Here is a 24,834-nt window from a genome sequence, read left to right as displayed (position 1 = left end):
CTTCCACTCTCCGCAAAAGCGGATCCTATCCCGAAAATTGACCCGCCTCCTTACGGCGCCCTCACCGCGTCGAGCAGGCGGAGCTGCATCCGGCGGGTGCCTTGCCATTGGTCGGCGCTGAGGCAGCCGGCGGCGTGGATTTGCGCGCCCCGGGAATTGAGCAGCATGTTGCCGAGCGGCGTTTCGGCGGCGCGGAAGGCGATCCCCTCGAGCCGCGAGCCGTCGGCCGCCTCCAGCGTCACCTTGATATGAGCGGTCCCGACCAGGCGGGCATCCTTCAGCCGGTGGGCAGGGATCGCAAACACCGGCTGCGAATGGCCGGAACCATAGGGGCCGGCCTGTTCGAGCTGGTCGAAAAGTTCGAGCGTCGCACCGGAGGCGGAAAGCGCGCCATCGATCTTCAGCGTGTGATTAGCGACCAGCGCCGGCACGCCCTCGCCCGCCATTTCCTCGAAGAAGGCCCGCAGGCGGCCGAGATTGCTGCGCTCGACCGTCAACCCCGCCGCCATGGCGTGGCCGCCGCCCTTGACGAGCAGGCCGGTATCCACGGCGGCGCGGACCATGCGGCCCATGTCGAAACCGTTGATCGAGCGGCCAGACCCGGTTCCCCTGCCGGACGGATCAAACGCGATCGCGAAAGCCGGCCGTTTGAATTTCTCCTTCAGCCGCGCCGCGATCAGCCCGACGATGCCGGGATGCCACTTGTCGCGCGCCGTGACGATGACGTTGGCCCCCTCGCCGTTCCCGTATTCGGCAAGCACTTCTGCTTCCGCCTCGGCGAGCATGGCGGCTTCCATGGCCTGCCGCTCGCGGTTGAGTTCGTCCAGCCGGGCGGCGATCACTTCGGCCTCGATCGAATCCTCGAGCGTGAGCAGACGGCTGCCGAGTGCCGCATCGCCGATCCGTCCGCCGGCATTGATGCGCGGGCCGATCAGGAAGCCGAAATGATAGGGCGTGACCGGGCCGCCAAGGCCTGCCTTGCGGAACAGCGCCGAAAGCCCGGCATTGCCCATATGGCGGGCGGCAAGCAAGCCCTTGACCACGTAAGCGCGATTGAGACCCTTCAGCGGCACCACGTCGCAGACGGTCGCCAGCGCGACGATGTCGAGCCAGGCGAGCAGGTCGAGCGATCCGGAGCGCGGATCGCCGATCTGCCGCATGTGGCGCGCGGCGGCGACCAGAACCAGGAACACGACGCCGGCGGCGCAGAGATGGCCCTGGCCCGAAAGATCGTCCTCGCGATTAGGATTGACGAGCGCCAGGCACGGCGGCAGTTCGTGGCCGAGCTGGTGGTGATCGATGACCACGACGTCGCAGCCCTCGTCGCGCGCCGCGGCAAGCGCATCATGGCTGGTGGAGCCGCAGTCGACGGTGACGATGAGGCGGGCGCCGTTGGCGATCAGCTGGCGGATCGCCGTCGGATTGGGGCCGTAACCCTCGAAGATGCGGTCCGGAATATAGATTTCCGCCTCGACGCCGAAGTGGCGGAGAAACCGGTAGAGCAATGCCGAAGAGGATGCGCCGTCGACGTCGTAATCGCCGAAGATCGCCACCTTCTCCTGCCTGGCGATCGCGTCAGCGAGCCGCAGCACCGCCTTTTCGCAATCGGTGAGCGTATAGGGATCCGGCATCAGCGACCGGATGGTCGGATCGAGGAAGGCGGGGGCATCGTCGAGCGTAACGCCGCGACCGGCAAGAACGCGGGCGACGAGATCGGGAATCCCGTGGATCTGGGCAATCGCCAGCGCCCGGTTCTGGGCTGCCTGATCGAGACGCGACACCCACCGCTGATCGCCCGCGGAGCGTTCGACGCCGAGGAATGCGCGCGGGACGGGATCAACCGTTTCCACTGTCGACGAAAGCGCGGAGAAAATTCTGGTCATGGAGCGCTTTTAGCGTATCGCGAGAGCAAGAGGAATCGCTTTGACGGGATTGCCGGTCGGATCTCGCGATCTTTCGGTAACCGGCCGCTCACAGCATCGACCAGACGAATGCCGAGCCGCTGACGGTCGCCGCGACTGCGAAGAACACAAGCAGGAAAACAAAACCCCGCCGCCCTTCAAGACCATCACCACGCGGCTGATCATTGGCATGGGCCAAACGCATGGTCGGAGAGCCATGTGGCTCGGGGCGGACGCCGCTGAGTTGCAGCCGGTATCCCTTGTTCCGCGTGCTCATTTTCCGCGTATTCACGGCCCGCATCTTCATGGCGATCGCGCAAGCCTCCTCGACAGTGATTGCCAGCGACAATCTACGTCCGGAGGCCCCGGAGCGGCTAGCCAGTGAGCCTTTGCGGTCTTGCTTTTCACAGAAGTTCTGGAAAGGTTCCGGCGTTACCCACAGGAAACGGCAGCGCCGGCTTCTCGAAGCGACGTGTTTTTAAAAAGCCTTGGGCCGTTCGATACGAATCACCTGGGGCTCACCGACGAGATAGCTTTCCGCCTTGATCGCATCGACCGCCTTGCGGATCGAATCCTCCATCGTCGCATGGGTGACGAGAATGATCGTCTTCGGCGTGTCCGTCGCGGCGTCCGGCTTGGCCCGCTGCATGATCGATTCCAGCGAGATGCCGTTCTCCGCCATACGGGCAGCGATACTGGCAAAGACGCCAGTGCGGTCGGCGACCGTCAGGCGGATAAAATAACCGCCCTCATGGCTCTGCATGCGGGCGCGCTTGTAGGGCGCCAGCGACGCGGCCGGTGTGCCCAGGACCGGAACACGCTGAGCGCCCGGGCTGCTCTTGGCAATGTCGGCGATATCGCCGAGAACGGCGGAAGCGGTCGCGTTGCCGCCGGCGCCGGGACCGACCATCAGCAGTTCACCAAGGATATCGGATTCGATCGCCACCGCATTGGTGACGCCGTCGACCTGGGCGATGACCGAGTCGTGCGGCACCATGGTCGGATGGACGCGCTGCTCGATACCGCTGTCGGTCAACTGCGCGACGCCAAGCAGCTTGATCCGGTAGCCGAGATCGGCGGCCGCATGGATGTCCTCGATCGAGATATTGCTGATGCCCTCGAGATAGATCTCGTCGGCGGCGATCTGCGTGCCGAAGGCGAGCGTCGTCAGGATTGCAAGCTTGTGGGCAGTGTCGTTGCCCTCGATGTCGAAGGCCGGATCGGCCTCCGCATAACCGAGCCGCTGGGCCTCCTTGAGGCAATCGGCAAACGACAGGCCTTCCTTCTCCATCCGGGTCAGGATGTAGTTGCAGGTGCCGTTCATGATGCCGTAGACGCGCGAGACCGTGTTGCCGGTCAGGGATTCACGAAGCGCCTTGATGACCGGGATGCCGCCGGCGACGGCCGCTTCGAAATTGAGAAGAACGCTCTTTTCTTCGGCGATCTTGGCAAGCTCGACGCCGGAGGCGGCAAGCAGCGCCTTGTTGGCTGTCACCACATGGAGACCACGCGTCAGCGCTGCCTTAACGGAATCGGCAGCAGCACCCGAGGCGCCGCCCATCAGTTCGACGAAGACGTCGATATCGGCCTCGTTGGCCATTTTTTCCGGCGTGTCGAACCAGGTGATGCCGGAAATATCGATGCCGCGGTCGCGCGACCTGTCGCGTGCCGTGACCGCCGTGATCTCGATCGCACGGCCGCACGTCGTTGCCAATTCATTCGCGCGGGTCTGGATGATCCGGACGAGCGAGGCACCCACAGTGCCGAGACCCGCAATGCCGACTTTGAGGGCGTCTGCCATGCTATTCTTCCTGATTGCCTGGAGGTGGCGGCCCGTCGGGGCCGCCGGAAATGCTGTTTCGATCAGCGGCGCGTGTTGAGCGAGATGACGTTGTGCATCGTCTCGTCGGCCGTCGACAGGAACTTCTTGATATTGCGGGCCGCCTGACGGATGCGGTGCTCGTTCTCGACCAGCGCCAGACGAACATAATCGTCGCCCATCTCGCCGAAACCGATGCCAGGGGCAACCGCGACGTCCGCCTTCTCGACGAGGAGCTTCGAGAATTCGAGGCTGCCGAGGTGGCGGAACTTTTCCGGGATCTTCGCCCAGGCGAACATGGTGGCTGCCGGCGGAGGCACTTCGAAACCGGCCTTGCCGAAGCTGTCGACCATCACGTCGCGGCGGCGCTTGTAGACGTTGCGGACTTCCGCGATGTCGGAACCGTCGCCGTTGAGGGCATGGGTCGCGGCAACCTGGATCGGCGTGAAGGCGCCATAGTCGAGATACGACTTGACGCGGGTCAGCGCCGAGATCAGCCGCTCGTTGCCGACCGCAAAGCCGATGCGCCAGCCGGGCATGGAGAAGGTCTTCGACATCGAGGTGAACTCGACGGCGATATCCATCGCGCCGGGTACCTGCAACACCGACGGTGGCGGTTCGCCGTCGAAATAGATTTCCGAATAGGCAAGATCCGACAGCACGATGATGTCGTGCTTCTTGGCGAAGCTCACCACTTCCTTGTAGAAATCCAGCGAAGCGACATGCGCCGTCGGGTTGGACGGATAGTTGAGGATCAGCGCCAAGGGTTTTGGGATCGAATGCTTCACCGCGCGTTCGAGCGGCGGAAAGAAGCTGTCGTCCGGCTCGACCGACATGGAACGGATCACCCCGCCGGCCATCAGGAAGCCGAAGGCATGGATCGGATAGGTCGGGTTGGGGCAGAGGATGACGTCGCCGGGCGCGGTGATCGCCTGCGCCATGTTGGCAAAGCCTTCCTTGGAGCCGAGCGTCGCGACGACCTGGGTATCGGGATTGAGCTTCACGCCGAACCGGCGGGCGTAATAGGCAGCCTGGGCGCGGCGCAGGCCGGGAATACCCTTGGACGACGAATAACGATGGGTGCGCGGGTCCTGGACCACTTCGCACAGCTTGTCGACGATCGCCTTCGGGGTTGGAAGGTCGGGATTGCCCATGCCGAGATCGATAATGTCCGCGCCACCCGCTCGCGCGCTGGCCTTCAAACGGTTGACCTGTTCGAAGACGTATGGCGGCAGGCGTCGGACTTTATGAAACTCTTCCATCTTTCTCCCCGTGGAGGGCGCGCAGCGTCAGACGCGACGCGCCGGTGTCGCATGATTGGCGATTTTTTGCTTTGCGACCAAAAGCGCCGAAAGGCAAGTGCTATTTGCCGATATCGAGTTGCCCCGGATGACTTGGTTTGCCGGGACTACCTGGAGATATTGGCCAATGCGTCCTTGCCATGCTCGGCGGCGAGCTTGCGGTATTCGGCCACCCGGCGCTGATATTCGGCTTCCGAGATCGAGCCCGACCTGCGCAGGCGGGCGAGCGACGCAAGGCGCGGCTCGGTCTTGTTGTAATCCTCGTCCTCGATCTGCTCGGCCGCAGCGCGCAGCGTCGGATCGAAGGTCGGATAGACGCCGGTGTTTTGCCTGGTGACAGGGCCTGGCGGCGGCGCGGTCTTGGTCTGGACGACCACGGCCGGCGGTGCGGTGTTCGGAATACCGTCATCCAGAGCAAAGGTGTTGCTGTTGCAGCCGGCCAGCAGAGAGAGCGCGCCAAGACCGATGAAAAGCGGTAAGCTGCCGATCCGATGCCTCAGTTTTTCCATTTCCGTAACCCAGTTTCCGTCATCGGCCAATGCACCTGAAGGCGCCGATCGCTGGCACTTGTATTCGCTTTCAGGCACAATGTACAAACGAAAACAACTAACAAACTGTGGGGAGGCCGCACGTGGCGGAAAAGACCGACGATAAAGGGCAGACCGGACAGGAATTTCCGGGATTCGACCCCAAATCGGTCGAGGCCTATGTGGTCAAGGACCCGCAGGCGCTCGCCATGAACGTCGCCCGGGCGCTCGAAAATCTCGGCAAAGCGGCATCGGAATGGCTCGGCCCGCGCGAACGCGGCGAGATCGGCGATTCGGTCGCAGACCCGATGACCGACCTCGTGAAGACCCTCTCCAAGGTCACCGAATACTGGATTTCGGATCCGAAGCGGACGCTCGAAGCCCAGACCCTGCTGTTTTCCAGCTATATCGGCATCTGGACGCGCACGCTCGGGCAATTCACCGGCCAGCCGGTCGAGCCCGCGGCGGACACCTTGCCGAAGGACAAACGTTTTGCCGACGACGACTGGGCAAAGAACCCGTTCTTCGCCCTCCTCCGGCAGCTCTATCTCGTCACCGCCTCCTGGGCCGACAAACTGGTCAACGAAGCCGAAGGGCTCGACGAGCACACCCGGCACAAAGCCGCCTTCTACGTGAAGCAGGTGACGGCAGCCCTTTCACCGGCCAATTTCGCTCTCACCAATCCGGAGGTGTATCGCGAGACGGTCGCCAGCAATGGCGCCAACCTGGTGGCCGGCATGAAGATGTTCGCTGAGGATATCGCCGCCGGGCGCGGCGACCTGAGGCTGCGCCACACCGACGCGACCAAGTTCGCGATCGGCCACAACATGGCGCTGACGCCGGGCAAGGTGATCGCCCAGAGCGAGGTGTGCGAAGTCATCCAGTACGAGCCGTCGACGGAAACGGTGCTCAAGCGCCCTCTCCTCATCTGCCCACCGTGGATCAACAAGTTCTACATTCTCGACCTCAACCCGCAGAAAAGCTTCATCAAGTGGTGCGTCGACCAGGGCCATACGGTCTTCGTGATCTCCTGGGTCAATCCGGATGAACGCCACGCGAAGAAGGACTGGGAATCCTACATGCGCGAGGGGATCGACTTCGCGCTGACCACGGTCGAGAAGGCTACCGGCGAAAAGCAGGTCAACGCGATCGGTTATTGCGTCGGCGGAACGCTGCTCGCGGCAACGCTTGCCTATCACGCGCAGAAGAAGAACAGCCGCATCGCATCGGTGACCTTCCTCACCACCCAGGTGGATTTCACCCATGCGGGCGATCTCAAGGTCTTCGTCGACGAAGAACAGATCGCCGCAATCGAAAAGCATATGAACACGATCGGCTATCTCGACGGGTCGAAGATGGCCACCGCATTCAACATGCTGCGCGCCTCGGAACTGATCTGGCCCTATGTGGTCAGCAACTACCTGAAGGGTAAGGAACCGATGCCCTTCGACCTGCTCTACTGGAATTCCGACAGCACGCGCATGGCGGCCGCCAACCACGCCTATTACCTGCGCAACTGCTATCTCGACAACAATCTGAGCAAGGGCGAAATGAAGCTCGCGGGAAAGACGATCTCGCTGAAGGACGTCAAGATCCCGGTCTACAATCTCGCCACCCGGGAGGACCATATCGCGCCGCCAAAATCGGTCTTTCTCGGCTCCTCGCTGTTCGGCGGTCCCGTGGATTTCGTGCTGACCGGTTCGGGCCACATCGCCGGCGTCGTCAACCCGCCCGACAAGCAGAAGTACCAGTACTGGACAGGCGGCAAGGCCGAAGGCCAGTACGAAGACTGGCTGACGGGTGCCGAGGAAAACAAGGGATCCTGGTGGCCGCACTGGCATGCATGGGCCGAGGCAAAGGACGACGAGCGCGTGCCGGCCCGCAAGCCCGGCGGCAAGGCGCTCAATGCGATTGCCGATGCGCCCGGCACCTACGTGCTCGAGCGCGTCTGATCCTTATCACAGATGCGTTTCGATCCGCCGCTGGTGCCTGCGACCCTCCTGCAACGCTACAAGCGTTTCCTGTTCGACGCCGTGCTGGAGGACGGCACGCCGTTTACCGGCTCCTGCCCCAACACCGGTTCGATGCGAGGGCTGACGACACCGGGCTCGAAGATCTGGGTGTCGCTGCATGACAGCCCCACCCGCAAATACCGGCACATGTTCGAGATGGTCGAGGTGGACGGCGAGCGCGTCGGCATCAATACCGGCCTGCCGAACCGGCTGACGGAAGAGGCTATCCGTACAGGGCTGATCCCGAGCCTTGCCGGCTACCAGACGATCCTGCGCGAACAGCGCTACGGCCGCAATTCGCGCATCGACTTCCTGCTGATCGGCGACGGCCTTCCAAATGCGTATGTGGAGGTCAAGAACGTCCATTTCTGCCGTGAGCGGGGGCTGGCGGAATTTCCCGATACCGTCACCAAACGCGGCGCCAAACATCTGGAAGAGTTGGGCGACATGGCGGAGGCCGGTCACCGGGCGGTGATGATCTACCTCATCCAGCGGCACGACTGCTCGCGTTTCCGTATCTGCGGAGATCTCGACCCATTCTATGCGCTCGCCTTCGAGCGCGCCAAGTCCCGCGGCGTCGAGGCCTATGCAGTGCATTGCCGCGTTTCACCGGAGGAAATAACGCCTGCGGGGCTGATCCCGGTCGAGGATCTCGGCTATCGCTTTTCGGCTGCCTTGTAGACCGCGTCTCGATCTCGCCGGCCGACGGCGACTACCAATACGACCAGTTGCGTATCTCTGACCTCATAAACGAGGCGATAGCCGATGGCGCGCAGCTTAATCTTGTAACGGTTTTTGGATCCATGAAGCTGGGCGGCAGCGACGCGCGGATTTTCGAGACGCTCGGTCAACTTCTTCTTGAACTGCTCACGGATGTTCGAGTCGAGCTTGCGCCATTCCTTCAGTGCAACATCCAGAAACGCGAGCTCATAGCTCATCCAGCGTTACCTTGATAACAGTCTCGCCTGCGCGGCTGTCGGCCAGTGCGTTGAGCTCAAGGTCTTCCAACCGGTCCATCATCGCTTCGTAGGCCTTTGCAGGCACGCAATAGAAGGCGGGCTCGTTGCGATTGAGGATGGCGACAGGAGCTCCCTCTCCTGCTGCGACGGTACCCATGGGGTTGCGCTTCAGCTCGGAAACGCTGGCGGTGACTTCGGCGAGGACGACGCTGACCATGGTGACTCCAGGTGCTCCAATTCGCACCTTATATAGACCTATAAGAAGCACTTTAAAAGGCTCTCTTCAGATCATCCCGTTCGGATTGTCGGGAAGAAAAGCGCTGAAATCTCCGATCGCCATGGACGAACCGGGCCCGGCTGCTTTATGAACGGAGAGATTGCGAGAGAAGAACCATGGTGAACTATATCGAGGCGGTTTCCGCCCCCCTGAAGAATACGGGTGCGATCCGCCTCTATGGTGCGGAGGACTTTGCCGGCATGCGCAAGGCCTGCCTGCTGACCGCGCGCTGCCTCGACGAGCTTGCAACGATCGTGCAGCCCGGCGTCACCACCAACGCGATAGACCGCTTCGTCTTCGAGTTCGGCATGGACCACGGGGCGCTGCCGGCGACGCTGAACTATCGCGGATACACAAAATCCTCCTGCACCTCGATCAATCACGTCGTCTGCCACGGCATTCCGGATGACAAGCCTTTGCGGGAAGGCGATATCGTCAATATCGACGTCACCTATATCCTCGACGGCTGGCACGGGGATTCGAGCCGCATGTACCCGGTGGGCGGGATCAAGCGCGCCTCCGAGCGCCTGCTCGAAGTCACCTACGAATGCCTGATGCGCGGCATCGAGGCGGTGCGTCCTGGCGCCCGCACCGGCGCAATCGGCGAGGCAATCCAGACCTATGCGGAAGCCGAACGCTGCTCCGTGGTGCGCGATTTCTGCGGCCATGGGGTCGGCCGGCTTTTCCACGACTCGCCGAACATCCTCCATTACGGCCGCGCCGACGAGGGTCCGGAGATGAAGGAAGGCATGATCTTTACCATCGAGCCGATGATCAATCTCGGCAAGCCGCATGTGAAGGTGCTTTCCGATGGCTGGACCGCGGTGACCCGCGACCGGTCGCTGTCAGCGCAATACGAACATGCGATCGGCGTCACCGCCACCGGCTGCGAGATCTTCACCTTGTCGCCTGGAGGTTTCGACCGACCCGGCCTGCCACCGCTTTCGAGGTAAGGGATGGCCAGCCGCTCCGCTCCTCCACCGGACGAACAAAGGTCCTTCATCGAGGACGAGCGCGGCTTTTTCGCCGAGCAGCTGACCAAGCCGAAAGCCATCAAGAAACCGGCCTCGATGGACGACGACGAGCCGGGCGCGCATTACCATGGTCACCGCGAGCGCCTCAAAACCAAGTATCGCGAACATGGCGATACCGGACTTGCCGACTATGAAATCCTCGAACTCCTGCTGTTCCGGTCGATCCCGCGCCGCGATACGAAACCGCTTGCCAAGGCACTGATCGCCCGGTTCGGAACGCTTGCCGGCGTAATGGGGGCGCCGCTCGGATTGCTGCAGGAGGTCAAGGGCGTCGGCGAGGCGGTGGCGCTCGACCTGAAGCTCGTCGCGACCGTCGGTCACCGGATGCTGAAAAGCGAGCTGCGCGGCAAGCAGGTCCTGTCCTCCTGGTCTTCGGTCATCGATTATTGCCATGCGATCATGGCCTACGAGCCACGCGAACAGTTCCGCATCCTCTTCCTCGACAAGCGGAATGCGCTGATCGCCGACGAGGTGCAGGGCCACGGTACCGTCGACCATACGCCTGTCTATCCGCGCGAAGTCGTGCGCCGGGCGCTCGAACTGTCGGCGACCGCGATCATCCTCGTCCACAACCACCCGAGCGGCGATCCGACACCTTCCCGTGCCGATATCGACATGACGAAAACGATCGTCGACACCGCAAAACCTCTCGGCATCACGGTGCACGACCACATCATCATCGGCAAGGACGGGCATGTCAGCCTGAAGGGGTTGAGGCTGATCTAACGGTTCGATGCCGGTCCGCATTTCACGAAAACACAGAGCGAGCGGCTGCGTTTTTCGAGGACAAGCGGAACCGTTTTAGAACAGCACGATATCCTCAAATCCCTTCAGCGAATCATCGCCCGCCGCGCCGAAGCTTTCGGTCGTGCGGACACGCCGACGCCCGCCCTGGGTACGGCCGCGAGGGGTGGCGAGCGGATCGACATCGCACAGCGATTGGTTGCTGCCAAAGGTGAATTGCAATCCCGTCAGATCCTCGATTGTCGCAATCGTCCGCTGATAGGTCGCATATGCACCGAACGGCTCGGCAGGCGCCGCTTCCAGTCCGAATTCATCGATCACCGCCTTCTGGCTCAGCAAGTAACCGGTAGCGAAAAGCGCGCCGCTTTCGGCGACAGCCACCACGACCTTCCAGAATTCGAGCGGATACGGGATGTCGCGATAGACGGGATCGGCTGCTCCGAATACCGGGCCGGTGATCACCTGCGCGTTGAACTCTCCCGGTTTGACACGTTCCTCAAGCACATAGCGCTCCAGCCCCTGCCACAGGTGCACGGCCGGATCGGGGCTCTTGTCCTGATTGAAGATCTCGTGCTGCGGAGAGCAATTGGTCCAGGTGCATGTGCCGTTGGCGCGGCGCACGGCGGAGACGGGGTCGCTTCCCCATTCCATGTCCTCGCGACGCGTGAGGTGGCCACGATCGAATTTGTCGTTGCGATAAAAGCTGTTGTCCACCTGATGGGCGCGGCTGATACGATCGTCGTAGAGCCAGTTATCGCTGCGGCCGCTGATGCCCGGACGCATATTGTAGCTCACGTTGGCGGCGGAGAAGAAGGCGAAGCGCCGCTCCTTGTTCATCACCACGCTGTAGCCGTCATAGTTGAGCACGCCAGCTTTACGCTGCGCCACCGTGAATGTTTGACCATAGGCGTCCTGCAGCGGCGCGATCAGGTCGGCCTGCATCACTTTCGGCAGATGGACACTCAACTTGCCCGGGCCTAGGAAATCGGGATCGTAACCCGTCGCCGTCGCCCAGTCTCGTTGCGGATCGACGGGCGCCTCGATCACGTTCTTCTTGGGCCGCGTCGATGCACGTTCCAGCGCGACCAGCGCCGATTCCGCGACGCCGCCTTGAAGCAGGGAAACGCTGCCGTCGTCACCGACGAGCAGATTGAGCGTAATATGCTGTGCCATGCGGGACTCCCGGGGCTGCGGCTGGTTCGGACGAGTGGAAAGCGCGGTGACCGCGCCAGGCGAAGAGTTGCGGCCTGGCGCCGGCGAAGCGGCCGGACCGTCCGGTGGCTTCACCGCCGCAGCACCCGGCGTTTCCGAGATGAGCAGGTTGGGCAGCGGCTGGCCGGCGGCAAAGCGAACCGGCAACCGTACGTCGATATCCTGAACCTCGGTCGCCACGATCGGAGCGACAAGGCGGTGCGCGGCGATCTTGCTGTCGGCGCGTAAGGTTTCAATGATGCGGGACGCACGGATGCCTTCATTGGCGATCCATTTGATACGGTCTTCCCTGTCCGTGCGCGGGTCATAGTCACGGCCGTCGATCGTCTGCCATTTGCCGTTACGCTTCTCGGGGATGCCGCAATGATGCAGCGCGACCACCAGCCAATCATTATTGAACGTCGGCGATCCGGATGCGCCGCCGAGCGTGTCTGTGGAATACCACAGCACATCGGTGTCGCGTTTGAGGAGCTGGTTTTCACGAACGCAAATCTGCTTACGTTTGCCCTCGGGATGCTGGATGATCGTCAGCCATTCGCCCTCGAGAGCCTTGCCCGCTTCGCCGAGCAGTGGCAACCAGCCCAGCGCGACACGCTCGAACCTGCCCGTACGGTCGCGATCGGCCACCGCGACCAAACTAAAATCAAGCGCTTCGGAGGTATAGAACAAGGTCTCGGGCTGCAGCGTAAAGCGCCAGGGCGTAAGGTCGTAACCCATGGCAGAACGCTCGAAAAAAGCCTCGGCTTCAGAGTACCGCGCCGCTTGCGGACTATCGAGGACATGGTGATTGGTCAGGAGCACGCCGTCGCCGATCAGAAAGCCGGTACCATAACCCACCAGCGCGCCGCTCGGCCCGCGAAGCACGATGCGCAACACGGCGCGCGCCGCGATCGCGCCACGCACAAGATAGTTGGCGTCCTGCAGTTCATTGCCGCCGATGATGCGTTCAAAGACGCGTTCGGCGTCCTCAGGTGAGCCGTAAAGCGCACCCAGAAAGTTTTGCCGTTGGGCTTTTTCGGCATCGGTCGCAACCGCATCTGGTGATTTCGCCCTCAGGCGGGCGGACAGAGTTCCCAGATCTTCGCCGAGGTTACGCGCCCGCGATTCAGCTTTGCTGACCGCCTGCTGCAAATGAAGCGACATCGCTGCCAAATCTCCCCCCAGGAATACCAGCTAAGCCTAAAACTCCATCATTACAGATTTGCGATAGCGCTCCCGTCGATCGCGAGAGCTCAAACCGACATATCCTTCACCCCCGGCGCGAAAAATCGGCGCCCTAGTGACGTAATCAAGCAGAAAAGCAACCGGCAGTCGAGAACAATTCATCAACCCATACATGCGACTTCAAAAAAATCACGCTAGAAGTTTATACGGGTTTTACGACAGAGACTTTGCCCGATCCACTGGTCAAGCCACCTGCACCAGATGGCCTTCGGAAACCTCGCGGTACTGGCGCGCCGGCGGCTGGAAACCCATCGGACGAACCGGGCTCTTCAACTCGTCGTTGGAAATGCCCCGGCGGATGCCGCGGCGGGCCGGGTCCGGCACCGGAACGGCTGCCATCAGCTTTTTCGTATAAGGATGCTGCGGATTGTCGAAGACCGCGGCGCGCGGGCCGATCTCGACGATCTCGCCGAGATACATGACCGCCACCCGGTGGCTGACCCGCTCGACGACCGCCATGTCGTGGCTGATGAACAGGAAGGCGAGGTTGAGGCTCTGCTGCAGGTCGAGGAGCAGGTTGCAGACCTGAGCCTTGATCGACACGTCAAGCGCCGAGACGCTTTCGTCGGCGACGATCACCTTCGGATCGAGCGACAGGGCGCGGGCAATGGCGATGCGCTGGCGCTGGCCGCCGGAAAATTCATGCGGATAACGGCCTGCCATGTCGGGCGACAGGCCGACCTTGCGGAGCAGGTCGGCGGTCTTTTCCTTGGCCTCCTTGGCGTTGCCGAGCTTGTGCTTGACGAAGGGCTCGGAGATTGCGGCGCCGACGGTCATGCGCGGATTGAGCGACGAGAACGGATCCTGGAAGATCATCTGGATGGTCTTGCGCATGTCGCGCAGGCCCGTCTGGTCGAGGCGCAGGACATCGTAGCCATCGAGCGCCACGTCGCCGCTGGTGGGCTCGATCAGCCGCATGATCGAGCGGCCAGTCGTCGACTTGCCACAGCCGGATTCACCGACCAGTGACAAGGTCTCTCCCTGGAAGAGATCGAAGGAAATGTTCTCGACCGCGTGGACGGAACCCGTCTGCGTCGCAAAGAGGCCGGAGCGGACGGCGAAGCGGGTGACGAGGTTCTTGACGGCCAGTACCGGGGTTTTTCGGGTATCGACCGTGCCGGCGACTTCCTTGGGCTCGGCAGTCTCGCCGGTAGCGATGTCGACGACCGGGAAACGGGTCGGCCATTTGCGGTCCTGCATCGAGCCGAGCCGCGGCACGGCGGAGAGAAGCGCCCGCGTATACGGGTGCTTGCCGCGATGGAAGATCTCCTCGGTCGGACCGCTTTCGACCGCCTCGCCGCGATACATGACGATGGTGCGGTCGGCGATCTCGGCGACGACACCCATGTCATGGGTAATGAAGAGCACCGACATGCCCTCCTCTTCCTGCAATACCTTGATCAGGTCGAGAATCTGTCCCTGGATGGTGACATCGAGCGCGGTCGTCGGTTCGTCGGCGATCAACAGCCTGGGTTTCGAGGCCAAGGCCATGGCGATCATGACGCGCTGGCGCATGCCGCCGGAGAACTGGTGCGGGTAGTCGTCGAACCGGGCGCCGGCGTTCGGGATGCGGACCTTTTCGAGCAGCCGCACTGTTTCGGCGCGCGCCTGCGATTTCGACAGTCCCTTGTGGCGCGTCAGCACTTCCGAGATCTGCCGCCCGATCGTGAAGATCGGGTTGAGCGAGGTCATCGGCTCCTGGAAGATCATCGAGGCGTCGTTGCCGCGCGCACCCCGCATCTCCTTTTCGGAGATCGACAGGAGATCCCGGCCGGAGAGCAGGATGCTGCCCTCGATCTTGCTCGTGTTGGCCGCAAGCAGCCGCATGATCGACAGCGAGGTGACGCTCTTGCCGGAGCCGCTTTCGCCGACGATCGCGACCGTCTCACCCGGATGCACATCGAAGGAGACGTCGCGGACGACGCTTTTCCATTCGCCGTCGACGAGGAAGGATGTCGTCAGGTTCCTGACGGAAAGAACAGGTGTCTCGGTCATTGGGGCTTCCGTCTTGGGGGCTTCCGTCATTGGGGCTTCCAGGGAGTGGCAAAGGAGGCCGAGGCGCGGCCTTCCGCTTCGCGGGCGGCTTCCAGCTCGGCGATCTTCTGGTCGATGACCCGTCGGTCGATCATGCCGTGCGGGTTTTCGCGGGTCGGCATGGTTTCGGCCACATGCAGGAAACGCTCCTGCGCTACCGCATAGAGCCGGCGCAGTTCGCCGAGCGGATCGGCGTGATCGTCGGCATTGATGCGCAGCCAGGGGTAATCCTGGTCGCGATAGAGAACCATGGCGGCAGACTGCTTGCCGCGCTTGTCACCGCCGGCGGCCTCGCCTGCATCCATGGCCGCAAGCAGGCGCTCGGCGAGCGGCGCGCCTTCGTCCGCCTTTTGCTTATAGACCCGCAGCGTCTCGGCGATCACCTGCGGCCCGGCCAGCATGTTGCCGGCAACGGAGACGTTGTCATCGACCAGATGGCCTGCCCAGTCGACGCAGATTTCGCCGGTATAGGCGGCGTTGCGGCCGTTGGCGTCGATCAGGTGGAACTGGCGCTGGCGGCGGCCGTCGTCGCGCGCCGTCAGCACCTCGATGATCTCCTGCGGGCTCTTGCCCTCCTCCAGCAGTTTCAATCCGTCCGTGCCGTAGAGCGGGCTGACGAAGGCCTGGGTGGCGACGGCGCCTACCCTGCCCTTGATGTGGGGCACTGCGGCGCCGACCGCGAAGAAGCGGCTGGCAACCGAAATTCCGAAGTGACCCGTCTCCGGATCGCGTGCGACGATCGACCAGGTCATGGCTTATCTCCCGACCGCATAGGCCTGCATCAGGCGCGGCGTTGCCGCGGCCCGCAGCAAACCGTCGGCGTCGCGGCGGGCTGCGGTCAGGCGGCCGACGCTCCAGGGATCGGCAACCGTGATCTGGTGGCCACGACTGCGCAGCTCGGCGAGCACGTCGGCACCGATGTTGCTTTCCACCATGATGTTCCCCGGCTGGCTGGTGCGCGGATAGAAGGAGCCGGGGAAATGCGTGGTGTGGAACAGCGGCATGTCGATCGCCGCCTGCAGGTTCGGCTTGTGGTGGACGTAACGCAGGAAGAAGGGCAGCTGCCATTGATCCTGCTGATCGCCGCCGGGCGTGCCGAACACCAAGGTCGGACGGCCCTGATGCAGGGCCAGCGACGGGGTGAGCGTCGTGCGCGGGCGCTTTCCCGGTTCCAGCGAGGTCGGCAGGCCGGGCTTCAGCCAGAACATCTGGGCGCGGGAGTTCAGGGCGAAACCGAGGCCGGGCACGATCGGCGAGGATTGCAGCCAGCCGCCCGAGGGCGTGGTCGAGACCATGTTGCCCCAGCGGTCGATGACATCGATATGGACCGTATCGCCGCGCTTTTCGGTGAGATGCGACATGGTCGGCTCGTAAACCGCGCCCTTGCCGCTCACTTCCGCCAGCATGCCCATGGTGAGGTCGAACTGGTGGTCGTAACCGGGCACGCGGCCTGGCCGCAGTTCCAGCGAGGCCTGGCTGCCGATCAGCTTGCGGCGCTCGGCATTGTAGCCTTCCGAGAGCAGGTATTCTGTCGGGATCTGGGCGAAATCCGGATCGCCGTAATAGACCTCGCGATCGGCGAAGGCGAGCTTCATGGCCTCGATGACGACATGCACGAAATCCGGACCGGCCGGATCCATCGCCGAGAGGTCAAAGCCCTTCAGCAGCGCCAGAGACTGCAGAAGCACCGGCCCCTGCCCCCAGGCCGGCGTCTTGGCAACGGTCCAGTCGTGATAGTCGTAGGTCTGCGGCGCCTCGACGGTCGCCTGCCAGTTGGCCATGTCGTCGGCGGTCAGCACACCCTTGTGGCGGGCGCCGCTCGCATCCATGATTTCGGCCGTCGAGACATAACGGTCGATCGCCTCGGCCACGAAGCCGCGGTAAAAGGCGTCGCGGGCCGCCTCGATCTGGTTTTCGCGGCCGGTCTTGGCTTCAGCCTCGGCGATGAGGCGCTTCCAGGTCTCGGCAAGCACCGGATTTTTGAAATTGCTCTGCGCTTCGGGAGCCACGCCGCCCGGAAGCCAGGTCGCGTAGGATGTCGGCCACTCGGTCTCGAAGAAGCTAGCAAGCCCCTTGATGGTGGCGGAAACGCGGGCAAGCATCGGGTGGCCATGCTCTGCGTAATAGATCGCCGGCTCGAGCACGTCGCGCACGCTCATCGTGCCGTAGTCGCGCAGCATCAGCATCCAGCCGTCGAAGGCGCCGGGGATGACGGTCGCCAGCAGCCCGTCGCCGGGGATCAGCTTCAGGCCTTCCGACGTGTAGTGCTCGATCGTCGCGCCGGCCGGTGCAGGTCCCTGGGCGCAGATTACTTCGACCTTGTCCTTCTTCTTCGAATAGAAGATGGCCGGCATGTCGCCGCCCGGGCCGCAGAGATGCGGCTCGACGATCTGCAGCACGAAGCCGGTCGCGACCGCCGCATCGAAGGCATTGCCGCCCTTTTCGAGGATCGCCATGCCGACGGCCGAGGCGATCCAGTGGGTTGAGGTGACGACCCCGAACGTGCCGAGGATTTCCGGCCGTGTGGTGAACTCAGTCATGGGTGTTGGTCCTTTCAAATCATGCTTGGCGCGGCCGTCATGCCTCGCGGGGATCCAGCGCATCGCGCAGGCCATCGCCGAGGAGATTGAAGCCGATGACGACGAGGAAGATCGCCGCGCCCGGCCACATCGCCATCCAGGGCGCCTGGCTCAGGAAGTTCTTGGCGACGTTCAGCATCGAGCCCCATGAGGGGGCCGGCGGCTGCTGGCCGAGGCCGAGGAAGGAAAGGCTCGCCTCGGCGATGATCGCGGTTGCGATCGTCAGCGTCGCCTGGACGATGATCGGGGCGAAAACGTTGGGCAGGATATAGCGGGTCATGATTTCGAAGTGGTTCAGGCCAACGGCGCGTGCGCCTTCGACATAGTCCTCCGTCTTGACCGCCAGGACCTGGCCGCGGGTCAGCCTCACGAAGATCGGCATGGCGGATAGACCGATGGCGATCATCGCATTCATCAGGCTCGGACCCAAAAATGCCGCCAGCGCGATCGCCATGATCAGGAAAGGCATGGCGAGCAGAGCCTCTGTGATCCGTGAGATCACCATATCCACCCAGCCACCAAAATAACCCGAGATCAGGCCGAAGGGCACGCCGATGCCGACCGCAATGGCGACCGAGAACACCCCGGCCATCAGCGATGCCTGGGCGCCCCAGATCATCCGTGAAAGAATGTCCCGGCCAAGATCGTCGGTGCCGAGCCAGTACATGGCCGAAGGTGCCTTACGGATAGCCGTCCAGCTCGTTGCGACGGGATCGATGATCGGCAGGATCGGGGCGCTGACTGCCAGGATTGCGAAGAACAGGACGATGACGGCGCCGACGAGCGCGCTCCTGTTCTTCTTCATCTTGCGCCAGGCGCGGCTCCTGTCGCGCTTGGCTGCCGCAACCGGCGGCGCTTGGTCGATCGTGGTCATAGGGTGGCCCTCAGACGCGGATTGAGCAGGACGTAAAGAACGTCGGCGATGAGATTCATCAGGATGAAGCCGACTGCCGTGCACAGCACGACGCCCTGCACCACCGCATAGTCGCGGTTGAAGACGGCATCCACGATGAGCTTGCCGAAGCCCGGGATGGTGAAGATCTGCTCGGTCAGCACCGCACCGGCGAGCAGTTCCCCGAACAGCAGCGCCGACAGCGTCACGACCGGCAGAAGCGCGTTGCGGAAACTGTGGCTCAGAATGACTTCCCGCGGAGAAAGCCCCTTGGCGCGGGCGGTGCGGATATAGTCGGCGCTGAGCACGCCGATCATCGCCGAGCGGGTATGGCGCATCAGCGTCGCCGCCAGCGCATTTCCGAGTACGAAGGCCGGCATGACCATGGTCTGCAGGGACCGGACGGGATCGACGAAGATCGACTCAAAGCCCGAGGCCGGCAGCCAGCCGAGCTGCACCGAGATCAGCAGGATAAGCATGATACCAAGCCAGAAATTCGGGATCGACAGGCCGGTCAGCGCCAGCACATTGGCGATATAATCGATGAACGTGTTCTTCTTGACCGCCGCCAGGATACCGATCGGTATGCCGATCAGCATCGCGAAGAACATCGCCATCACGGCGAGCTGGATCGTCACCGGCAGCTTCTGGAGGATCAGTTCCAGGACAGGCTGGTTGGTGCGCAGCGAGATGCCGAAGTCGCCGGTCAGCACGCCGCCGAGCCAATAGAAATATTGCACCACGACCGGATCGTTCAGCCGGTATTTGTCGCGCAGGAATTCGATGACCGCCGGGTCACGCTCCTCACCGGCCATCGCCAGAATGGGATCGCCGGGCAGCAGTTTCTGCAATGAAAAGACAAAGATGGAGATGATCAGCAAGGTCGGGATGGCGACCAGCAGACGCTTTCCGATGTAGACAGGCATGACGCCGTCCCCCGTTGAGCAACATTGTTACGAAGCGATGCGGAAAAGTGCCGCACGGGTCTACTCCCGTGCGGCATAGGAGGCTTAGCCCTTCTTGACGCCTTGCAGGCGGATCATGCCGTCCGGACTGGCCACGAAGCCGGTAATGTTCTTCTTGTAAGCCCAGATCCAAGACTGATGGCCGAGATAGATGACCGGCATGTCTTCGTTGAGGATCACGGAAGCTGCGTCATATTTCTGCTTGCGGACCGCGTCGTCGGTCGAGGCGCGTGCTTCGTTGAGCAGCTTGTCGACGTCCGGGTTGCAGTATTTCACGTCGTTGATGCCGCCTTTGCAGCTGATGAACTGATGGATATTGCCATCAGGATCGACCCGGCCGGACCAGTCGGAGCGGCTGAGCTGAAAGTTGCCGCGGGTCTGCTCTTCGAGCAGGGTGGCGAACTCGGTCGACTTCAGGCTGACGTCGAAACCGGCTTCGGCAACCATCGACTGCAGGATCTGCATCATCTGCTGGGCGACCGGGTTGTTCGGGATCTGCAGCTCGACCGGGACACGATCGAAACCGGCGGCCTTGATGAGAGCCTTGGCCTTGGCGACGTCGCGGGCCGGAACCGGGATTGCCTTGTTGAACCACGGGCTGTTCGGCGGGAACGGCTGATTGCCGCCGACGGCGGTGCCTTCGTAGACGATCTGGTTCATGGCGTCGCGGTCGATCGCCAGCGAGAAGGCCTGGCGCAGGCGCTTGTCCTTGCCGAACGGGTTGTCGGCGCGCGGACCGTTGCCGACATTGGCGTAAAGAGCCATGTAACCGATGTTGACGGTCGCGTCGAACTTCAGGCTCGAGTCACCCTTGACGGCTGCGACGTCGGTCGGCGCCAGGCGCTCGATGAAGTCAAGGTCGCCGGAACGCAGGTTGGCGAGGCGTACGGTGGTATCCGGGATCGGCAGGTAGGTGACCTTGTCGACGAAGATCTTGTCCTTGGCCCAGTAATCCTTGAACTTTTCGAGCACGATGCGGTCCTGCTGGACGCGCTCGACGAACTTGAACGGACCGGCGCAGACCGGCTTGGAGCCGAAATTGGCGCCGAGCGCCTTGGCCGCGGTCGGCGACACGATCATGCCGGCGCGGTCGGAGAGCTGGGCAAGCAGCGTCACGTCCGGGGACTTCAGGGTGAACTTGACTTCCAGCGGCCCGGTCGCCTCGACCTTGGCGACGGAGGTCAACTCGCTCTTGCGGCGCGATTCCGGCAGGGTCATGTTGCGTTCGATCGTGGCAACCACGGCGGCGGCATCGAGCGGGGTGTCGTCGTGGAACTTGACGCCCTCGCGGATCTTCATCGTCAGCTCCTTGCCGTCGGCGGACCATTTCCACTCGGTGGCGAGCTGCGGGACGATCTTCAGGTCGGGCGAAACGTCGACCAGCTTGTCGCACATGGCGGTATAGACGATACGTCCGACGAAGGTGCGAGACTGGGCAGGATCGAGAACGTCGGCATCGTCCTGCAGGCCGATGCGCAAATCGACCGCAAGCGCCGGAAAGGCGAAAAGCGCGCCGGCCAGCAGCGCCGTCGTAAGCTTGGTAAGTCGCATCATGATGAACATTCCTCTCTTGTTTTTAGGTTCCTGTTTTTAGTCTTGGCCGGTTTCCGGCTTCTGTGGTGGGCCGCGTGGCGGCCATTCAACTTGCTTCGCTGAGCGATCCCTGTTCCACGGAGCCAAGGGACGTCGCGCGGATGAGCCTCTCCTGAAGCATCAGCAGATGTTCGCGCATCGCCTCCCCCGCCTGCACCGGATCACGGGCGGCGATCGCCTCAATGATGGTCTTGTGCTGGGCAAACGAGATGTTGACCGCATTGCCGCTGGAGCGGGCGCGCTCGCGGATCGCCCGCCATGCCTCGTCCTGGCGGACGCGATTGATGACGTCGAAGATCGACAGGAAAAGCTGATTGCCGGCGCTCTGGGCGATCAGCCGGTGCAGCGTTCCATCCCACAGTTCGCGGGCGTCGGCATCACTGCTCTCGATGATCTTCGAGGCGATCTCGTACATCTTGGCGATATCCGCCGGCTTGGCGCGCATGGCCGCGAGCTGGGCGAGCTGCGGTTCGATCCTCAGACGGACTTCCATGATCTCCATGAAATCCGTGCCGGCGACGATCGCGCCCACATGGTTGCTCCACTCGCTCGGCCTTTCGCCGATAAACGTGCCTGAGCCCTGGCGACGCCAGATGAGGCCTTCGGATTCGAGCACCTCGAGTGCACGTCGCACCGCGCGCCGGCTGATGCCGAGCATATCGGTCAAAGCGCGTTCGGTCGGCAGGCGGCCCTCAGAACCGAATTCTCCCGCCCTTAAAAGCTCCCTCAGGCGATCCAGCGCATAGCTCGAATTGTCATGAGCCTCGCCGGCTTTATCCTGTACCATTTATCGCACCAATTTCTGATTGGTCCGAATGGACGGCATTTCCGGACCTCCGTCAAGTTAATTTTTCAGCAATTCTTGCAGTGCACAAAATTGATGCATACAGATTGAAATCAAGGCTTGGACGAGCCGCAATCAAAACTTTAGAATAGGTGGCTACAAAGGGATTCGTGAGTGCTGCCGCATCGCGGCGGCCGTCAGATTCGGAGCGGAGCATCCCATGAACCAATACGACCTCATCGTCGTCGGCAGCGGACCGGCCGGTCGCCGCGCGGCCATCCAGGCTGCCAAGCTCGACAAGAAGGTTCTGGTCGTCGAACAGGGCAAAAGGGTCGGTGGCGTATCGGTCCATACCGGCACGATCCCCTCGAAGACGCTGCGCGAAACAGCGCTCAACCTGTCCGGCTGGCGCGAGCGCGGCTTCTACGGCAAGGCCTACAGGGTCAAGCAGGAGATCAGCGCGGAGGACCTGCGTCGCCGCCTGCTGATCACGCTCGACCATGAGGTCGAAGTGCTGGAACACCAGTTCGCCCGCAACCGCGTCCAGAGCATCCGTGGCAAGGCGACTTTCGTCACGCCCGACACGATGGCAATCGCCAAGGACGACGGCGACGTCATGCACGTCATGGGCAAGTCGATCCTGCTCGCGGTCGGCACCAAGCCTTTCCGCCCCGACTACATGCCGTTCGACGGCAAGACGGTTCTCGACAGCGACGAGCTGCTCGAAATCGAGCAGCTCCCCCGTTCGATGGTGGTCATCGGCGCCGGCGTTATCGGCATCGAATATGCGACGATCTTCAGTGCGCTGGATGCTGCCGTGACCGTTATCGACCCAAAGCCGACCATGCTCGACTTCATCGACAAGGAAATCGTCGAAGACTTCACCTACCAGCTGCGCGACCGCAACATGAAACTGCTGCTCGGCCAGAAGGCGGACAAGGTGGAGCGCCTGCCGGACGGCAAGGTTCTGGTGCACGTTGACAGCGGCCGCCAGATCATTACCGACATGGTGCTGTTCGCCGCCGGCCGCATGGGCGCCACCGATACGCTGAACCTCGCCGCAGCCGGACTTGAAGCCGACAGCCGCGGTCGCCTCAAGGTCAATCCCGAAACCTTCGAGACCTCCGTTCCCAACATCTACGCCGCCGGCGACGTCGTCGGGTTTCCGAGCCTCGCTTCAACCTCGATGGAACAGGGGCGCGTCGCGGCGCGTGTCGCCGTCGGCGCGATCGCCAAGGAACCGCAGAAATATTTCCCCTATGGCATCTATGCCGTGCCGGAAATCTCCACCTGCGGCCTCACCGAAGAGGAAATGAAGGAGCGCGGCATTCCCTACGAATGCGGCATCGCCCGCTTCCGCGAGACCTCGCGCGGCCACATCATGGGCCTCGATACCGGCCTCCTGAAGTTGATCTTCTCGCTGAAGACCCGCCGCCTGCTCGGCGTCCATATTGTCGGCGAAGGTGCGACCGAACTTGTCCACATCGGCCAGGCGGTCCTGAACCTGAAAGGCACTGTCGAATATTTCGTCGAGAACACGTTCAACTACCCAACGCTTGCCGAAGCCTACAAGATCGCCGGCCTCGACGCCTGGAACCGCATGGGCGAAGGCCCGAAGGAAGCGCCGGTCGCAACCTCCCAGTCCACGGACACGACCGCGACCACCACGGAACCTGCCAGCGAGAAGAAAAAAGCCGCCTCCAAGTGAGGCGGTAATTCTCGCCAACTCGCCAAACTGTCCGATCAAACGAAAAAAGCCGCCCCGAAAGGCGGCTTTTCTTTTGTGTCGCAGAACCGCCCCGAAGGGCAATTCATCAACGCGAGTAGAATTCGACGACCAGCTGCGGTTCCATGATGACGGCGTAAGGAACGTCGCTCAGGCCCGGAACGCGGGCGAAGGTGGCAACCATCTTGTTGTGGTCGGCTTCGATATAGTCCGGAACGTCGCGTTCAGCGAGCGAAACGGCTTCGAGAACCGTGACGAGCTGCTTCGACTTTTGGCGGACTTCGATGACGTCGCCGGCCTTGCAACGGTAGGAACCGATGTTGACGCGAACGCCGTTGACGGTGACGTGGCCATGGTTGACGAACTGGCGGGCAGCAAAGACCGTGGGAACGAACTTGGCGCGGTAGACGATCGCGTCGAGGCGCGATTCGAGCAGGCCGATCAGGTTCTCCGAAGTGTCGCCCTTGCGGCGGTTGGCTTCGTCATAGATGGAGCGGAACTGCTTTTCGCGCAGGTCGCCGTAGTAGCCCTTGAGCTTCTGCTTGGCGCGCAGCTGCACGCCGAAGTCGGAAAGCTTGCCCTTGCGGCGCTGGCCGTGCTGGCCCGGGCCGTATTCACGGCGGTTCACCGGGGACTTCGGACGACCCCAGATGTTTTCGCCCATACGGCGGTCGATCTTGTATTTGGACGATTCGCGCTTGCTCATCGTATTTCCTTATCAAACGGTTACACCGACTTGTTGCCAAGCCGGATCAAGGAAACACGCCCTCCTCTGAGCCCTGATTTAAGAGCTCTGACAGGTCTCTCACGAAAGCGTCCGGAGAAAACCACGGGACATGTCAGTGAAACACCGGGTCTTTCGGCCCGGCGTTGGCGCGGTGTTTAGGCGGATGTCACAGGAATGTCAACTGCACCGGTCTCTTAACCTTTCGGCAAGGCTGTCTGCAGGCTTTTTTGACGGAACAGGGGGTTCGTTCCATCTTAAGGGAAGGAGGTGTCGTGTCATGAAATCGAAACTCTGGAGCAGCCCGATCAGGATCGAAAATCCCGAAACCGGTATGGTCCGCACCGTCAAGACGGTACGCGAGGCGAAAACAGTCCTCGACCGCTTCTGGCCGACCTATCACGGCAGTCAGCATCATCTGGCGGAACAGGTTTGCGACGAAGCGTTGAAGGGCAAGTCGAGGCCTTCGGAAGCACGGCGCGCCTTTATCGCCGCGGCGGTGGAAGCGCATTTTCACATCCACTGAC

22 protein-coding genes are annotated in these 24,834 nt (G+C 62.4%); 6 read left to right on the top strand and 16 right to left on the bottom strand.

What is annotated here, in order from left to right; all coding sequences use genetic code 11:
- Positions 1–50 precede the first annotated feature (50 nt).
- The 5 genes from recJ to C5J26_RS07615 form a co-directional block, all read right to left on the bottom strand.
- Positions 51–1,883 carry a single-stranded-DNA-specific exonuclease RecJ gene (gene recJ / locus C5J26_RS07635; RefSeq protein WP_105401215.1) on the bottom strand — a complete coding sequence of 611 codons (1,833 nt, stop codon included), beginning with the start codon at positions 1,881–1,883 and terminating at the stop codon, positions 51–53.
- 88 nt (positions 1,884–1,971) lie between these two features.
- Positions 1,972–2,250, bottom strand: a complete 279-nt coding sequence (locus C5J26_RS07630) for a hypothetical protein (protein ID WP_172745776.1) — start codon at positions 2,248–2,250, stop codon at positions 1,972–1,974.
- Between the two features lie 129 nt (positions 2,251–2,379).
- Positions 2,380–3,702: a homoserine dehydrogenase gene (locus C5J26_RS07625; RefSeq protein WP_105401213.1), complete on the bottom strand. Its 1,323-nt coding sequence runs from the start codon at positions 3,700–3,702 to the stop codon at positions 2,380–2,382.
- A gap of 62 nt (positions 3,703–3,764) precedes the next feature.
- The gene (locus C5J26_RS07620; RefSeq protein WP_038542482.1) at positions 3,765–4,982 is read right to left on the bottom strand and encodes an LL-diaminopimelate aminotransferase; all 1,218 of its coding nucleotides are present in this window, start codon (positions 4,980–4,982) and stop codon (positions 3,765–3,767) included.
- A 146-nt stretch (positions 4,983–5,128) separates the two neighbouring features.
- Positions 5,129–5,530 carry a hypothetical protein gene (locus C5J26_RS07615; protein WP_046667926.1) on the bottom strand — a complete coding sequence of 134 codons (402 nt, stop codon included), beginning with the start codon at positions 5,528–5,530 and terminating at the stop codon, positions 5,129–5,131.
- A gap of 122 nt (positions 5,531–5,652) precedes the next feature.
- On the opposite strand from C5J26_RS07615, the gene C5J26_RS07610 reads away from it, so the two are divergent.
- Positions 5,653–7,500: an alpha/beta hydrolase gene (locus C5J26_RS07610; RefSeq protein WP_105401212.1), complete on the top strand. Its 1,848-nt coding sequence runs from the start codon at positions 5,653–5,655 to the stop codon at positions 7,498–7,500.
- A gap of 12 nt (positions 7,501–7,512) precedes the next feature.
- Positions 7,513–8,241 carry a DNA/RNA nuclease SfsA gene (gene sfsA / locus C5J26_RS07605; RefSeq protein ID WP_105401211.1) on the top strand — a complete coding sequence of 243 codons (729 nt, stop codon included), beginning with the start codon at positions 7,513–7,515 and terminating at the stop codon, positions 8,239–8,241.
- Here the strand turns inward: sfsA and C5J26_RS07600 are convergent.
- Complete coding sequence (locus tag C5J26_RS07600; RefSeq protein ID WP_105401210.1) at positions 8,217–8,498, bottom strand: type II toxin-antitoxin system RelE/ParE family toxin; 282 nt, start codon at positions 8,496–8,498, stop codon at positions 8,217–8,219. The two genes, sfsA and C5J26_RS07600, sit on opposite strands and share 25 nt — an antisense overlap.
- The gene (locus C5J26_RS07595) at positions 8,488–8,736 is read right to left on the bottom strand and encodes a type II toxin-antitoxin system Phd/YefM family antitoxin (RefSeq protein ID WP_105401209.1); all 249 of its coding nucleotides are present in this window, start codon (positions 8,734–8,736) and stop codon (positions 8,488–8,490) included. The genes C5J26_RS07600 and C5J26_RS07595 overlap by 11 nt, the downstream gene beginning before the upstream one ends.
- 176 nt (positions 8,737–8,912) lie before the next feature.
- Between C5J26_RS07595 and map the strand changes: the two genes are divergently transcribed.
- Together map and radC are read left to right on the top strand one after the other, a co-directional pair.
- Positions 8,913–9,749: a type I methionyl aminopeptidase gene (map, locus tag C5J26_RS07590; RefSeq protein WP_105401208.1), complete on the top strand. Its 837-nt coding sequence runs from the start codon at positions 8,913–8,915 to the stop codon at positions 9,747–9,749.
- 3 nt (positions 9,750–9,752) lie between these two features.
- Entirely contained in the window at positions 9,753–10,556 is an 804-nt protein-coding gene (gene radC, locus C5J26_RS07585; protein ID WP_105401207.1) for a DNA repair protein RadC, read from the top strand.
- Between the two features lie 75 nt (positions 10,557–10,631).
- On the opposite strand, the gene C5J26_RS07580 is transcribed toward radC, so the two are convergent.
- The 8 genes from C5J26_RS07580 to C5J26_RS07545 all read right to left on the bottom strand — a co-directional run bounded on the left by C5J26_RS07580 (position 10,632) and on the right by C5J26_RS07545 (position 21,860).
- On the bottom strand, positions 10,632–12,929 hold the full coding sequence (locus C5J26_RS07580) for a DNA/RNA non-specific endonuclease (RefSeq protein WP_105401206.1): 2,298 nt from the start codon (positions 12,927–12,929) through the stop codon (positions 10,632–10,634).
- A gap of 264 nt (positions 12,930–13,193) precedes the next feature.
- Positions 13,194–15,005: an ABC transporter ATP-binding protein gene (locus C5J26_RS07575; protein ID WP_105401439.1), complete on the bottom strand. Its 1,812-nt coding sequence runs from the start codon at positions 15,003–15,005 to the stop codon at positions 13,194–13,196.
- A gap of 26 nt (positions 15,006–15,031) precedes the next feature.
- Positions 15,032–15,796 (bottom strand): DUF1028 domain-containing protein, encoded by a 765-nt coding sequence (locus C5J26_RS07570; protein ID WP_105401205.1) that lies wholly within the window; start codon positions 15,794–15,796, stop codon positions 15,032–15,034.
- Positions 15,797–15,799: 3 nt separating this feature from the next.
- Complete coding sequence (locus tag C5J26_RS07565; protein WP_105401204.1) at positions 15,800–17,584, bottom strand: gamma-glutamyltransferase family protein; 1,785 nt, start codon at positions 17,582–17,584, stop codon at positions 15,800–15,802.
- Positions 17,585–17,621: 37 nt separating this feature from the next.
- Positions 17,622–18,497, bottom strand: a complete 876-nt coding sequence (locus C5J26_RS07560; protein WP_046667935.1) for an ABC transporter permease — start codon at positions 18,495–18,497, stop codon at positions 17,622–17,624.
- Positions 18,494–19,441, bottom strand: a complete 948-nt coding sequence (locus tag C5J26_RS07555) for an ABC transporter permease (protein WP_105401203.1) — start codon at positions 19,439–19,441, stop codon at positions 18,494–18,496. The genes C5J26_RS07560 and C5J26_RS07555 overlap by 4 nt, the downstream gene beginning before the upstream one ends.
- A gap of 84 nt (positions 19,442–19,525) precedes the next feature.
- Positions 19,526–21,031, bottom strand: coding sequence for an ABC transporter substrate-binding protein (locus tag C5J26_RS07550; RefSeq protein WP_105401438.1), 1,506 nt, complete (start codon positions 21,029–21,031; stop codon positions 19,526–19,528).
- 88 nt (positions 21,032–21,119) lie between these two features.
- Entirely contained in the window at positions 21,120–21,860 is a 741-nt protein-coding gene (locus C5J26_RS07545) for a FadR/GntR family transcriptional regulator (protein WP_046606239.1), read from the bottom strand.
- A 217-nt stretch (positions 21,861–22,077) separates the two neighbouring features.
- On the opposite strand from C5J26_RS07545, the gene sthA reads away from it, so the two are divergent.
- The gene (gene sthA / locus C5J26_RS07540) at positions 22,078–23,565 is read left to right on the top strand and encodes a Si-specific NAD(P)(+) transhydrogenase (RefSeq protein ID WP_172745775.1); all 1,488 of its coding nucleotides are present in this window, start codon (positions 22,078–22,080) and stop codon (positions 23,563–23,565) included.
- A gap of 106 nt (positions 23,566–23,671) precedes the next feature.
- Here sthA and rpsD read toward each other — a convergent pair whose 3' ends face one another.
- Complete coding sequence (gene rpsD / locus C5J26_RS07535) at positions 23,672–24,289, bottom strand: 30S ribosomal protein S4 (RefSeq protein ID WP_046608973.1); 618 nt, start codon at positions 24,287–24,289, stop codon at positions 23,672–23,674.
- Positions 24,290–24,587: 298 nt separating this feature from the next.
- On the opposite strand from rpsD, the gene C5J26_RS32575 reads away from it, so the two are divergent.
- Positions 24,588–24,833: a DUF982 domain-containing protein gene (locus tag C5J26_RS32575; RefSeq protein WP_172745774.1), complete on the top strand. Its 246-nt coding sequence runs from the start codon at positions 24,588–24,590 to the stop codon at positions 24,831–24,833.
- Position 24,834 lies beyond the last annotated feature (1 nt).

The organism is Neorhizobium sp. T7_12 (assembly GCF_002968535.1).
Classification (GTDB): domain Bacteria; phylum Pseudomonadota; class Alphaproteobacteria; order Rhizobiales; family Rhizobiaceae; genus Neorhizobium; species Neorhizobium tomejilense.
This window is presented reverse-complemented; position numbering and strand designations above follow the sequence as displayed.